Genomic DNA, 13,304 nt, shown 5'->3' on the forward strand with positions numbered 1-13,304 from the left:
CCCGGCGAGGAGATCCCATGATCCTGCTGCTCTCGACCTCCGACACGGACCTCATCACGGCTGCGGCGAGTGGCGCCCCCTTCACCGGGGCCAATCCGTCGCGCATCCTGGTCGACGAGGTCGCCGACCTCGCACGTGACGCCGACCTGATCGTCGTCCGCATCCTGGGCGGGGTACGGGCCTGGGAGGAGGGCCTGGCCGCCGTCGCCGCAACCGGCACCCCGACCGTGGTGTGCTCGGGCGAGCAGCAGCCCGACCCGGATCTGATGTCGCATTCGTCCGTGCCCGTCGGGGTCGCGGCCGAAGCGCACAACTATCTCGCCGCCGGCGGCGTCGAGAACTTCGTGAACCTGCACAACTTCCTGTCCGACACGGTGCTGCTGACCGGACTCGGCTTCGAGGCGCCCCGGCAGACCCCGGCCTGGGGCGTCCTCGAACGGCCGTCCACGGCGTCGGCGTCGGCACCCACCGTCGGTGTGCTCTACTACCGTGCGCAGCACCTGGCCGGTAACACCCGCTACGTCGAGGCGCTGTGCGACGCCCTCGAGGCGCGTGGCGCCCGCGCCCTGCCGGTGTTCTGCGCCTCGCTGCGCACGGCACCCGACGACCTCATCGATCTGCTCGGCACCATCGACGCCCTGGTGGTGACTGTGCTGGCCGCAGGCGGAACCACCCCGGCCACCGCATCGGCCGGTGGCGACGACGAGGCATGGAACATCGAACGGCTTGCCGCGCTGGACATCCCGATCCTGCAGGGACTGTGTTTGACCGGTTCGCGCGCGGACTGGGCGGCCACCGACGACGGGCTCTCACCGCTGGATGTCGCCACTCAGGTCGCCGTCCCCGAGTTCGACGGCCGCATCATCACCGTCCCGTTCTCCTTCAAGGAGTTCGACGACAACGGCCTGCCCTGGTATCAGCCGGACCTCGAACGCTGTGCACGGGTGGCGGGCATCGCCGTCTCGCACGCACGTCTGCGCCATCTGCCCGCAGCGCAGCGTCGGATCGCGGTGATGCTCTCGGCCTACCCGACCAAGCACGCCCGCATCGGCAACGCCGTCGGACTCGACACCCCGCGCAGTCTTCTGCACCTGTTGGAGGCGATGCGCGCTGCCGGTTACGACATCGGTCCCGCATCCGGACCCGACGCGATTCCCGGCCTGGCCGAACGGGATTCGGATGCCCTCATCCATTCGATCGTGGAGACCGGCGGCCAGGATCCGGACTGGCTCACCGAGGAGGCGCTGGCGGCCAACCCGATCCGGGTGTCCGCTGCGGACTATCGCCGGTGGTTCGCCGGTCTGCCCGAGGCGCTGCGGACCGCGGTGGAGGACCACTGGGGACCGGCCCCCGGTGACCTGTTCGTGGACCGATCGTCCGATCCCGACGGTGAGATCGTCGTAGCGGCCATGCAGTTCGGCAACGTCGCGTTGATGGTGCAGCCGCCCCGCGGATTCGGTGAGAAGCCGGTCGCGATCTACCACGATCCCGACCTCCCGCCGTCGCACCACTACCTCGCCTCCTACCGGTGGATCGCAGGCCGCGGCGACAGCCCCTCGGACATCGACGGATTCGGCGCCGACGCGGTTGTGCACCTCGGCAAACACGGCAATCTGGAGTGGCTGCCCGGCAAGACACTCGGCATGTCCGCCGAGTGCGGCACCGACGCCGCGCTCGGCGATCTGCCGCTGATCTATCCGTTCCTCGTGAACGATCCGGGGGAGGGCACCCAGGCCAAACGCCGCGCTCACGCGGTGCTGGTCGATCACCTGATCCCGCCGATGGCGCGCGCCGAGTCCTACGGTGACATCGCGCGACTCGAACAACTCCTCGACGAGCACGCCAACATCTCCGCGCTCGACCCGGCCAAGCTGCCCGCCATCCGCCAGCAGATCTGGACGTTGCTGACCGCGGCCAAGATGGACCACGACCTGGGACTCACCGAGCGTCCCGACGAAGAGGTCTTCGACGACATGCTGTTGCACGTCGACGGCTGGCTCTGCGAGATCAAGGACGTTCAGATCCGCGACGGATTGCATGTGCTGGGTCACGCCCCCGACGGCGACAGCGAGGTCGACCTGGTGCTGGCGATGCTGCGCGCCCGGCAGTTGTGGGGTGGTGGCCACGCGCTGCCCGGGCTGCGCGAGGCACTCGGCCTCGCCGAGGACGGTTCGGCCGCCCGGGATGCCGTCGACGACGTCGAACTCACCGCACGCACGTTGATCGCCGCGTGCGCGAAGGGAGACTGGACCGCCCAGGCCGTCGTGGACGCCGCGGCCGGTCATCCGCAGGCGGTCGCCGATGTTCTCGACTTCGCCGCCACCGAGGTGGTTCCGCGGTTGCGCCGAACCGATCGAGAGATCACCCAGGTGCTGCATGCGCTCGACGGTGGATTCGTCGAGAGCGGCCCCAGTGGTTCGCCGTTGCGCGGGCTGATCAACGTGCTGCCCACCGGTCGGAACTTCTATTCCGTCGATCCCAAGGCGGTCCCGTCGCGGCTGGCCTGGGAAACCGGTCGGGCGCTTGCTGATTCGCTGCTTGAACGCTACCGGTCCGATCACGGGGACTATCCGGCGTCGGTCGGTCTCTCGGTCTGGGGAACCAGTGCGATGCGGACCTCCGGCGACGACATCGCCGAGGTGCTGGCGCTGCTCGGTGTGTTGCCGGTGTGGGACGAGGCCTCGCGGCGAGTGGTCGACCTGGAGCTGATCGACCTCGCGGAACTCGGCCGCCCCCGCATCGATGTCACCGTGCGCATCTCCGGGTTCTTCCGCGACGCGTTCCCGCACGTGGTCACCATGCTCGACGACGCCGTCGCCCTCGCCGCTGCCGCCGACGAACCCGACGAACAGAACTTCGTCGCCGCCCATGTGCGCGCTGCCGAAGCCGAGCACGGCGACCGACGCCGCGCCACCACACGCGTCTTCGGTTCGCGGCCGGGCACCTATGGGGCCGGGCTGCTGCAGCTGATCGACTCACGCGAATGGCGCAGCGACGCCGATCTCGCACAGGTCTACACCGAGTGGGGCGGATACGCGTACGGTCGCGACCTCGCAGGTGTGCCGGCCGTCGACGACATGCGGGCGGCCTATCGTCGGATCTCGGTGGCGGCCAAGAACACCGACACCCGGGAACACGACATCGCCGATTCGGACGACTACTTCCAGTATCACGGCGGCATGGTCGCCACCGTCCGAGCGCTCACCGGCAAGGACCCGGACGCCTACATCGGCGACTCCACCCGCCCCGATTCGGTCCGCACGCGCACACTGTCCGAGGAGACCAGCCGTGTGTTCCGTGCCCGCGTGGTCAACCCACGCTGGATCTCGGCCATGCAGCGGCACGGCTACAAGGGTGCCTTCGAGATGGCCGCCACCGTCGACTACCTGTTCGGCTACGACGCCACCACCAACGTGGTCGCCGACTGGATGTACGAGAAGTTGACCGAGGCGTACGTGCTCGACGAGGACAATCAACGCTTCATGCAGCAATCCAATCCGTGGGCTCTGCACGGGATCACCGAGCGTCTCCTCGAGGCCGTCGAACGTGACCTCTGGGAACAGCCGCCCGCAGAGATGCTCGACCAGCTGCGTCGGGTCTATCTCGACACCGAGGGCGACATCGAGGGTCGCGGCGAATGAGCCCGCGCGTGGCCTGCGGCGTGCGCTGAGGCAACTGCCCGCAGATGCCTGCGACGATTCGGGAGAAAAACGACACCGTCGTGCGTTGGATCCAGCAGAGACCGGTGTGCACCTGGTCAGAAAGGCGGAGTCCGACATGCGGATGCTCTATGTGATCGCCTACCTCGCGATCGAGATCGGCGCGTTCGTGGCGATGGCGCATTTCCTCGGGTTCGCGTGGGCGGTGCTGATCACGTTGTTCGCGGTGTTCGCTGGATTCGTCCTGCTGCAGCGTCAGGGTCGCAAGGTGTTCGGCGAACTCCAGAAGGCCTCGCGCAACGAGGTCGACCCGCGCGGGCCGCTCACCGACACCGCGTTGTTGGCTGCATCCAGCCTGCTCATGGTGATCCCCGGCGTCGTGTCCACGGTCCTCGGCCTCGTGTTGCTGGCCCCGCCGGTGCGTCGCGTGCTGCGTCCGGTGGTCGTGGCCGCAGGCGCCAAGCGGTTCGCCGCCAGCATGGACCGCGTCGGTGTCTACGCGACACGCGGCATGTACGGGCGCGGCACGGTCATCGACGGGACGGTCGTCGACACCGACGACACCGTGGTCACCACCCCGGCGAGCGACCTCGGCTATCGCGGATTGCCGCGGGGCCACTGACCCGACCGGCCCCGCACAGGGCACACTGGAGCATCGTGACAACCGAACTGCTCCTCGGCGGAGTCGTCTATTCACCGGCCGCACCCGACGCCACGGCCATGGCCGTCACCGACGGCACGGTCGTCTGGGTGGGCAGCGACGAGGTCGGACGGGCACTGCACCCGGACGCCCGGATCACCGACCTCGGCGGACGGTTCGTCGCGCCCGGCTTCGTCGACTCGCACGTTCATCTCACCTCCACCGGGCTCGCGCTGTCGGGCCTGACACTGCACGACACGGTGAGTCGTTCGGACTGCCTGCGCCGGATCTCGGCGTGTGTGTCCGAGACCGAACCCGGTGAACTGATCTGGGGTCTGGGCTGGGACGACTCGGCGTGGCACGGTACCGACCCGGACGAACGCCGTTTCCCGACGACCGCTGAGCTCGACGAGGTCGTCGGCACGCTGCCGGTGTATCTCGCCCGCATCGACGAGCACTCGGCGGTGGCCTCGACCGCGCTGCGGCGCCTCGTCCCCGACCTGGAGTCGGCAACCGGTCACCATCCCGACGAACCGTTGGTCGCCGACGCCCATCACCTCGTCCGCGGTGCGGCTCGGCAACTCGTCGGTGCCGCCCAGCGCACCCGCGCGCAACGTCGTGCCCTCGACCAGGCGGCCGCCCGCGGCGTGGTGATGGTCCACGAGAACGGCGGGCCCGACATCAGCGGACTCGACGACTTCCTCGCACTCGCGGATCTCGAGCATCCGGTCGAGGTGCGCCGTTACTGGGGGCAGGCGGTCCAGAGCGCCGAGCACGCGCGTGAGTTGCTCGACATCAGCCGGGCCGACGCGCTTGCGGGCGACCTGTTCGTCGACGGCGCCATCGGTTCGCACACGGCGTGGCTGAGCGAGCCGTATCACGACGATCCCGGACAGACCGGCATCGCCTACCTCGACCACGAGACCGTTCTGGCACACCTGCGCGCCTGTACCGAGATCGGGGTGCAGGCCGGATTCCATCTCATCGGAGACGCCGCCACCGCGTCGGTGGTCTCGGCCTTCGAGGAGTTGTCCGCCGAACTCGGGACGCCGGCACTCGCCCGAGCGGTGCATCGGATCGAACACGCCGAGATGGTCAGCGCCGCGCAAGCGACGGTTCTGGCCCGGTGCGGGGTCGTCGCGAGCATGCAACCCGCATTCGACGCGGCGTGGGGCGGTCCCGACGACCTCTACACCCAACGGCTGGGAGCACAGCGAGCCGCCACCCTCAACGATTTCGCCACGCTGGCGCGAGAGGGCGTCGTGCTTTCGTTCTCCTCGGACTCGCCGGTCACGCCGATCGATCCGTGGGCGACGATCCGTGCCGCCGTCCATCACCACCAACCGCGCAACGCCCTGTCGGCACGTGGCGCATTCTCCGCCTCGACCCGCGGCGGATGGCGCGCGGGCGGGGTCAACGACGGCCTCACCGGCACGCTCGTCCCGGGTGCACCGGCGAGCTATGCGGTGTTCGACGTCGACGAGTTGGTGGTCGCAGGGTCACACGCCGGCGTGCAGCGCTGGTCCACCGATCCGCGTTCACGCGTTCCCGCCTTGCCGGACGTGGCCCCCGGCGCCCGACTGCCGCGGTGTGTCCGGACCGTGCACCGGGGTGCAGTGCTGTTCGACAGCGGTGCCGTGTGACGTCGTTGCGTCTGCCCGGCGCCGACTGGGCGATCCGCACCGGTGCCGCCGCCGTGGGTGGTGTAGCGATGTGGGCGGCGTTCCCGCCCCGCAATCTGTGGTTCCTCGCGGTCGTCGCGCTCGGCCTGTTGGCCGCGGTCCTCGGCACCGGGCGTCCGCGCGCACGCACCGGCGCGTGGCTCGGGTTCGTGTTCGGACTCGGCTTCTTCATCCCACTGTTGCCGTGGATCGGCGTCTACGTCGGCCCGTTGCCGTGGATCGCGCTGGCGGTGGCCGCGTCGGCCTATCTGGCATTGTTCGGCGTCTTCGCGGTCCTCACCATGCGGCTTCCGGTGCCGCCGCTGTGGTTCACCGTCTGCTGGATCACCGTCGAAGGGTTGCGCTCGGCATTCCCGTTCGGTGGGTTCCCCTGGGGTAGAGCGGCTTTCAGCCAGGTCGACGGTCCGCTGCTACCGTTGGCCTCGGTGCTCGGCGCGCCCGGTCTGTCCGGGGCGGTCGCGCTGCTCGGTGCCTCGATCGCCTGGCTGGTGACGATCGTGGTGCGCGCACTGCGCACCCGCGATCACCACAACCGTGACGTGGTCCGGGGCGCCGCGCTCGCGGTGGTGCTCGCACTCGTCGGGCCGATCGCCGCCATCGCACTCACCCCCGACACGGTCGACCGCAACGTGGCGACGTCATCGATACGGGTGGCCGCCGTGCAGGGCAACGTGCCGCGCCTCGGCCTGGACTTCAACGCGCAACGACGCGCGGTCCTCGACAACCACGTCCGCGAGACCGAAGCGCTCGCCGACGCGGTCCGCGCCGGCGCGGCCGAGCAGCCGGATCTGGTGGCCTGGCCGGAGAACGCCTCGGACATCTCGCCGCTGACCAACTCCGACGCCGCCGAGGAGATCACCGCGGCCTCGGTGTCCGTGGGCGCACCGATCCTCGTCGGCACGCTGGTGTCCAACCCCGACGGCCGCCCCACCAACACCGTGCTCGTCTGGGACGGCGAGCGGGGACCGGTGGATCGCTACGACAAGCACATCATCCAACCGTTCGGCGAATACCTGCCCTGGCGCGACTTCTTCTCGATGTTCTCCTCGTATGCCGACATGGCGGGCAACTTCCGTCCGGGTAGCGGCCCGGGGGCGGTCACCGTGCCGGGTCGGTCCGGGCCCGTGCAGGTGGGTGTGTCGACGTGTTGGGAGATCGCCTTCGACCGATCCGCCCGTCAGGCGGTTCGCGACGGTGCCCAGTTCCTCTACGTACCGACCAACAACGCCACCTTCGGCCGGACCGAGATGACCTACCAGCAACTCGCGATGTCGCAGGTGCGTGCCGTCGAACACGGTCGCGCGGTCGTGGTGGCCGCGACGAGCGGGGTCAGCGCACTCATCGAACCCGACGGGATGATCGAATCGCAGAGCGGATTCTTCACCCCGGACGTGCTGTCGAGCCGGTTGCCGCTGCACGACGGGCAGACGCTGGCGACACGGCTGGGGGACTGGCCGCAGTGGATCGCGATGATCGTCGCCGTGGTGGGGCTTTTGTTCGCGCTGGCTCGGCATACTAGGTTCTCAGTCGGGCCGCGCGGTCCTCGTCCCACCGACACCGACCACGCATCCGCAGACCTGGCACAGCCCGACGGCCAGGCAGCGCCCATGGATCAAGCAAAGGAGCTCGGTGGCATTGGGTAGTCCGACTTCGGGGAACGACCGGTCGCGCGCGGACCTGCAGGCCGTCATCGGCCCTCAGGGTGAGCGTGCCCTGGTGGTGATCCCCACGTTCAACGAACGCGAGAACCTGCCCACCATCATCGGTCGCCTGCATGCAGCGCTGCCGGGTATCCATGTGCTGGTGGTCGACGATTCGAGCCCCGACGGCACCGGTGAGGTGGCCGACGGGCTCGCGGCCGACGACCCGGCGGACCGAATCCGGGTGGTGCACCGTACCGAGAAGGACGGCCTCGGCAAGGCGTACCTGCGCGGCTTTGCGTGGGGACTCGACCGTGACTACGCGGTCATCATCGAGATGGACGCCGACGGCAGCCACGCTCCCGAGCAGCTACACAGGCTCCTCGATGCGATCAACGCCGGAGCGGATCTGGCCATCGGCTCGCGCTACGTGCCGGGTGGGCAACTGGTGAACTGGCCCAAACGTCGCGAGTTCCTCTCGCGCGGCGCCAACACGTATGCACGCCTTGCGCTCGGAGCCAAGGTCCACGACATCACCGCGGGTTTCCGTGCCTACCGGCGCACCGTGCTGGACAAGATCGACCTCGCGTCCGTCGAGTCCGCGGGCTACTGCTTCCAGATCGACCTCGCCTGGCGTGCGGTGCGCGCCGGCTTCGACGTGCGCGAGGTCCCGATCACGTTCACCGAACGCGAGATCGGCGAATCCAAGATGAGTGGCGGCGTGATGGGTGAGGCGTTCCTGATGGTCGCCCGCTGGGGGCTGCAGAGTCGGCTCGAGAAACTCGGCATCCGCTGACGAGGGTCCGGCGCCCCCGACGATCCCGATACATGCCGAGGCCGGGTGAGACGATGTCTCACCCGGCCTCGGTCGTGTGGTCGTGACTACGACACGATCAGTCGGTCACAAGCGCGATCAGTTCGTCACACCCTTACGACGCTGCTTGAGCAACTCCAGGCGCTCGTTGAGCAGCACCTCGAGCTCCTCCTCGGAGCGACGCTCGAGCAGCATGTCCCAGTGGGTGCGCGGCGGTTTACCCTTCTTCTCCTCGGGCTCGGCGCCCTCGAGGATGGTGCCCTCCATGCCGTTCTTACACGGCCACTTCGACGGCACCTCGGCGTCGTCGGCGAACGGGACGTCGAAGATCTCCCCGTTGTCGGTGCGGTACTGGACGATGCGCCGTGGTGCGAGGTCGTGATCGCGATCGGTCTCGTAGCTCACCGCACCGAGGCGGCTACCCCGAAGTACTCGATCTGCCATTGATTGTTTCCTCTCGACATTTCCTCAGCTGCCATCTGACGGAGCGTGCGTGCGACGCGATTCGCCCACAGAACAACTCCCATTCTACGCGGCCGACCGGGGTGCTCGCCGGGACCGCCGTCGAAACGCCCGAGGACGCCGCGCGGCGCGGACGTCGCACGGTGGACCTAGTACGGTCATAGCCGTGGAAGACCTCCGGCGACGCCCCTATGCATGCGCCTGGTGCGGTCGTAGCATCTCGGATTCCGAACTGGGTCGCCGCCGGAAGTACTGCAAGCAATCGTGTCGGCAACGCGCCTACGAACAAAGAGCGCTCACGCAGGGCACTTCTATTCCCGCCGATGCGGTGATCTTGTCGGCAGCCGAGGCGGAGGACTTCGGCGACCGGATGTTCGCCCTGCGCTGTGCCGCAGAGGACCTGGTGACCGCGGTGACCGAGCGGGCCGATCATGACACCCTGAGTTCGCTGGGCGGCGAGCTGCTGGTCCTGGCACGGGAAGCCGAGCGACTGCGGTGATCGTCCGGGTGTTCGGGCTCTCGGCCATCGTGACGGTCCTCGCGTTGGTCGCGGCATTCGTCTACCAGGGGTGGACCGGGCTCGCGTTGTGCGCCATCCTCGGTGTCCTGGAGGTCTCGCTGTCGTTCGACAACGCGGTCATCAACGCCACGATCCTCGAGCGGATGAGCGTGTTCTGGCAGCGCATGTTCCTCACCGTCGGCGTCATCATCGCGGTGTTCGGCATGCGGCTGCTGTTCCCGCTGGCCATCGTCTGGATCACCGGTGGACTCAATCCGGTGGAGGCGTTCCGACTCGCGACGAATCCGCCTGCCGACGACGCCGCCTACTTCCCGGACGGAAGCCCGAGTTACGAGACGATCCTGATGGAGGCGCATCCGCAGATCGCTGCGTTCGGCGGCATGTTCCTGCTGATGCTGTTCCTCAATTTCATCCTCGCCAACCGTGACCTCACCTGGCTGTCCTGGATCGAGCGGCCGTTGTCGCGCCTCGGACGCCTGGATCAACTCGCAGTGGTGCTGGCCCTGATCGCGCTGCTGGTGGTGGCCGAGTACCTCGCTCCCGACGACACTCGGGCGACGGTGTTGATCGCCGGTTTGCTCGGGTTGCTCACCTACATCATCGTCGACGGGCTCAGTTCGCTCTTCCAGAGTGAGCAGCCCGGCATCGAGCCGCCGCCGGTGCCCGCGCCCGGATCACACCTGGGCCCAACCCGACCCCAACCGGCGACGGTGGCCGTCGGCAAGGCGGGCTTCTTCCTCTTCCTGTACCTCGAGGTCCTCGACGCGTCGTTCTCGTTCGACGGCGTGATCGGCGCCTTCGCCATCACCCCGGACCCGATCATCATCGCGCTCGGTCTGGGATTCATCGGCGCCATGTTCGTCCGGTCCATCACCATCTACCTCGTCCGGCAGGGCACTCTGGGGCAGTACCGGTACCTCGAGCACGGCGCCCACTGGGCGATCGGTGCGCTGGCAGTGATCCTCCTGTTGAGCGTGCACATCCACATCAACGACGTCGTCACCGGCCTGGTGGGTGTGGCATTCATCGGTGCCGCCTTGGCGAGCAGCATCCGCGCGAACCGGCGCGAGCAGGACGCGGCCGGCGCACCGACGACCTCCGTCGGTGCGGACCGACGGTGAGCGGGATCGGCGGAAGGCCGTGACCGATCCCGATATGCCACCGGCGGCCGACGGACGCACCCCTGCTGACGGGCAACGTGCGCCGGGCATGGTGCGGCGAGCGGCGGATGCCCTGGCGCGCACCGATTCCAGCGACGGCGCTGTGCGGGCGGCCCGAGCAGCGCGCCGACTGATACCCCCGGCACGCCCGGCGGTGTCGGGCCCGCGGCCGTCGGATCGGCTGGCGCGTCTCATCGCCGAGGCGCGCCAGGACCAGCCGAGCGCGGTGCGCGAACTGGGCCTGGGCGCGGTGGCGGTATGGCAGTCGTTGCGTTCCCGTCGCCCCGGGCACGGCGACCGCGCGGTCACCGCGACGATCTTGTTCACCGATCTGGTCGGTTTCTCCACGTGGGCACTCGACGTCGGCGACGAGAAGGTGCTCGACCTGCTCGCGCAGGTCAACACGGTCACCGAATCGGTGGTCTCGGCGCGCGGCGGCCGGATCGTCAAACACCTCGGCGACGGAGCCATGGCGGTGTTCGTCGACGGAACGCAGGCCATCGAGGCCGCCTACGAGGCGATCTGCGCGGTGAGCGCCGTGACCGTCGACGGGCATCGGCCACAGTTGCGTGCCGGTCTGCACACCGGGACGCCGCGTGCGGTCGGCGACGACTACCTCGGTGTGGACGTCAACATCGCGGCCCGCGTGGCCGCGGCCGCCGGTCCCGGCGAGTTGCTCGTCAGCGACGCGACCCTCGCCGTCGCCGACCCGGAGAGATATCATCGGCGCCGACGCCGGTTCCGGGCCAAGGGGGTGCCGCGCGAACTCGAGGTGTTCGCGGTGGTGCCGCGCTACGAGAACTGATCATCGCGACTGATCGGCGAGCTCGGGTCGAGACTACGCCGGGTCGTCCTTCTCGCCATGGTGCGATTCCCTCGTCCCGAACCCAAGGCGTCCGGCCGGGACTTTCGAGTCCGCTCCGCCCTCCGATTCGTGTGGCACGACCGTCCAATGCTAGCCTAAATGGATCAGGCGGGCCGGGTGAATCGATTGGGTAGAAGTCCGGTCCGAGCGACACGGAGTCGACGGGTGTACGCGATCACGCCTCGACCGAACGCTGTTGTCTGTCAAAAGTTCTCGTGGCAGGTCGGGATCTGCTCGAACCGCGCTTGGCGGTCGTCGTACCAGTCGAGGACGACGAGGCCTCGGCTCGGACTCCGGCGAGTACCCAGCCGACGGACCTGACGAAGTTTGCCTCGGTCCTGTCTGTCGACTCGGGATCGCGCTCGGAAAGGTTGGCATTCTGAATGCCGCGGACCTCCATGATGGTGTGGTTGATCGTGAGGACGACGAGTGCGCGACAACACTCCTCGGCCAATCGGGGTTCAAGGCCCTCCCGTCGGGTGGCAGCGACCAATTCGTTCACGTACCCCATCACCGCGTCGGCGTCATCGATCGTCATCAACTCGGTGAGATTGGGGTGCGCGCGCAACGCGTCGTGCAGACCGAGACACCAGTGCAGCGCGGTGGACTCCCAGTCCTCGTACTGATGGAAATCGAGTCGCAGCCGAGACAGATGTCGGGCCACCAGCGCGTGAATCAGGTTCTCGCGGTTGCCCACCTGCTGGTAGAGCGTGCGGGTGGAGATCTTGAGGTCTGCTGCAAGGCGACGCGTGCTCAGCGCGGTCGCGCCCTCCTCGTCCAACAACGCCAGGGCGTGCTCGTAGATCTTGTCCGCCGGGATCAACGGCTTTGCCATGGTCGCATCGTATAGTTGACCGCTGCGCGGCACGCATCCGCGGCGGGTCTCCGACGGCTTGTGGCGACCATCACTTCCTGGTAAGAACACTGGGGTTGGACTTACGGTAAACGCAACTGGATATGATTCGGCAGAGTCGCCTGACCTGGTGAGAAACCACTGAGGAGTCACCGATGACCGCACCCACCATCGACGAGGCGGCCCGGACTGTCGCCGACCCCACGGCCTACGCAGACGATGACCGGATTCATGCTGCACTCGTGCAGCTCCGGAGATCGTCGCCGGTGGCCCTCGTCGAAACGCCGGGCTACAACCCTTTCTGGGCGGTCACCAAGCACGCCGACATCATGCAGGTCGAGCGCGCCAACGACTTGTTCACCAACTCTCCCCGGCCGGTCCTGATGACCGCCCAGGAGGAGGAGCTGCAGGCCGCCGCTCAGATCCGGACGCTCATCCATATGGACGAACCCGAGCACAGGACCATGCGCGCCGTTGCGCTGGACTGGTTTCGTCCGAAGCGTCTCAAGGCGATGAAAGAGCGAATCGACGAACTCGCCAGGATTCATGTCGACAAGCTCAGTGAAGCCGGTGGTGAGTGCGACTTCGTCCAGGAGGTATCGGTCAATTTTCCTCTCTACGTGATCATGTCCCTCCTCGGGGTACCGGAATCGGACCTGCCGCGGATGCTGCGGCTGACACAAGAACTTGTCGGATCGCAGGATTCGGACCTCCAACGGAGCACGAGCCCGGACGAACAGATGGTCGCCCTCCTGGACATGTTCGAGTACTTCAGCGCGATGGCGGCACAACGTCGAGAACATCCGACCGAGGACATGGCATCAACGATCGCGAACGCCCGAATCGACGGCGAACCTCTCGGTGACATAGACACCGTCTCCTACTACGCGCTCATCGCCACCGCCGGCCACGACACCACCAGTTCGACGATCTCGGGGGGCATGCATGCGCTGATCGAACCGGAACTGACGTCCACGACATTCGTCGGTGGTCTCAAGCGCCTGCCGAT

General features: G+C 67.9%; 10 protein-coding genes and 1 pseudogene. 9 read left to right on the forward strand and 2 right to left on the reverse strand.

The annotated features are described in order from the left end of the window. Positions 1-17 precede the first annotated feature (17 nt). The 5 genes from cobN (at position 18) to AAFP35_RS14620 (ending at position 8,417) form a co-directional block, all read left to right on the forward strand. A complete protein-coding gene (gene cobN / locus AAFP35_RS14600; RefSeq protein WP_419222355.1) occupies positions 18-3,641 on the forward strand; it encodes a cobaltochelatase subunit CobN in 3,624 nt (1,207 codons plus the stop codon). A 136-nt stretch (positions 3,642-3,777) separates the two neighbouring features. Next, entirely contained in the window at positions 3,778-4,281 is a 504-nt protein-coding gene (locus tag AAFP35_RS14605) for an FxsA family protein (protein WP_419222503.1), read from the forward strand. A gap of 35 nt (positions 4,282-4,316) precedes the next feature. After that, positions 4,317-5,942 (forward strand): amidohydrolase, encoded by a 1,626-nt coding sequence (locus AAFP35_RS14610; protein WP_419222356.1) that lies wholly within the window; start codon positions 4,317-4,319, stop codon positions 5,940-5,942. A gap of 68 nt (positions 5,943-6,010) precedes the next feature. Continuing rightward, positions 6,011-7,624 carry an apolipoprotein N-acyltransferase gene (lnt, locus tag AAFP35_RS14615; protein WP_419222504.1) on the forward strand — a complete coding sequence of 538 codons (1,614 nt, stop codon included), beginning with the start codon at positions 6,011-6,013 and terminating at the stop codon, positions 7,622-7,624. Then, the gene (locus AAFP35_RS14620) at positions 7,611-8,417 is read left to right on the forward strand and encodes a polyprenol monophosphomannose synthase (protein WP_419222357.1); all 807 of its coding nucleotides are present in this window, start codon (positions 7,611-7,613) and stop codon (positions 8,415-8,417) included. Before lnt ends, AAFP35_RS14620 begins: the two co-directional genes overlap by 14 nt. A gap of 117 nt (positions 8,418-8,534) precedes the next feature. Here the strand turns inward: AAFP35_RS14620 and AAFP35_RS14625 are convergent, their stop codons facing one another. After that, positions 8,535-8,879, reverse strand: a complete 345-nt coding sequence (locus AAFP35_RS14625) for an RNA polymerase-binding protein RbpA (protein WP_419222358.1) — start codon at positions 8,877-8,879, stop codon at positions 8,535-8,537. A gap of 178 nt (positions 8,880-9,057) precedes the next feature. Here AAFP35_RS14625 and AAFP35_RS14630 point away from each other — a divergent pair, with 178 nt between their 5' ends. From AAFP35_RS14630 to AAFP35_RS14640, 3 genes are read left to right on the forward strand one after another with little or no spacing between them, the layout of a single operon-like run. Further along, on the forward strand, positions 9,058-9,396 hold the full coding sequence (locus AAFP35_RS14630) for a hypothetical protein (protein ID WP_419222505.1): 339 nt from the start codon (positions 9,058-9,060) through the stop codon (positions 9,394-9,396). Beyond that, positions 9,393-10,538, forward strand: a complete 1,146-nt coding sequence (locus AAFP35_RS14635; RefSeq protein ID WP_419222359.1) for a DUF475 domain-containing protein — start codon at positions 9,393-9,395, stop codon at positions 10,536-10,538. Before AAFP35_RS14630 ends, AAFP35_RS14635 begins: the two co-directional genes overlap by 4 nt. A gap of 34 nt (positions 10,539-10,572) precedes the next feature. After that, positions 10,573-11,382 (forward strand): adenylate/guanylate cyclase domain-containing protein, encoded by an 810-nt coding sequence (locus AAFP35_RS14640; RefSeq protein ID WP_419222506.1) that lies wholly within the window; start codon positions 10,573-10,575, stop codon positions 11,380-11,382. 235 nt (positions 11,383-11,617) lie between these two features. Here AAFP35_RS14640 and AAFP35_RS14645 read toward each other — a convergent pair whose 3' ends face one another. Then, on the reverse strand, positions 11,618-12,277 hold the full coding sequence (locus AAFP35_RS14645; protein ID WP_419222360.1) for a TetR/AcrR family transcriptional regulator: 660 nt from the start codon (positions 12,275-12,277) through the stop codon (positions 11,618-11,620). Between the two features lie 173 nt (positions 12,278-12,450). On the opposite strand from AAFP35_RS14645, the pseudogene AAFP35_RS14650 reads away from it, so the two are divergent. Further along, positions 12,451-13,254 (forward strand): annotated as a pseudogene (locus tag AAFP35_RS14650) (cytochrome P450); the annotation flags it as partial. Positions 13,255-13,304: the final 50 nt, after the last annotated feature.

The organism is Gordonia sp. CPCC 206044 (genome assembly GCF_048537895.1).
In the GTDB taxonomy this organism is placed as follows: Bacteria; Actinomycetota; Actinomycetes; order Mycobacteriales; family Mycobacteriaceae; genus Gordonia.

What these genes read in the sequence shown, in the direction of transcription:
- cobN (WP_419222355.1), top strand. Translation starts at nt 18, where the DNA reads ATGATCCTGCTGCTCTCGACCTCCGACACGGACCTCATCACGGCTGCG.
- AAFP35_RS14605 (WP_419222503.1), top strand. Translation starts at nt 3,778, where the DNA reads ATGCGGATGCTCTATGTGATCGCCTACCTCGCGATCGAGATCGGCGCG.
- lnt (WP_419222504.1), top strand. Translation starts at nt 6,011, where the DNA reads ATGTGGGCGGCGTTCCCGCCCCGCAATCTGTGGTTCCTCGCGGTCGTC.
- AAFP35_RS14625 (WP_419222358.1), bottom strand. Translation starts at nt 8,879, where the DNA reads ATGGCAGATCGAGTACTTCGGGGTAGCCGCCTCGGTGCGGTGAGCTAC.
- AAFP35_RS14640 (WP_419222506.1), top strand. Translation starts at nt 10,573, where the DNA reads ATGCCACCGGCGGCCGACGGACGCACCCCTGCTGACGGGCAACGTGCG.
- AAFP35_RS14645 (WP_419222360.1), bottom strand. Translation starts at nt 12,277, where the DNA reads ATGGCAAAGCCGTTGATCCCGGCGGACAAGATCTACGAGCACGCCCTG.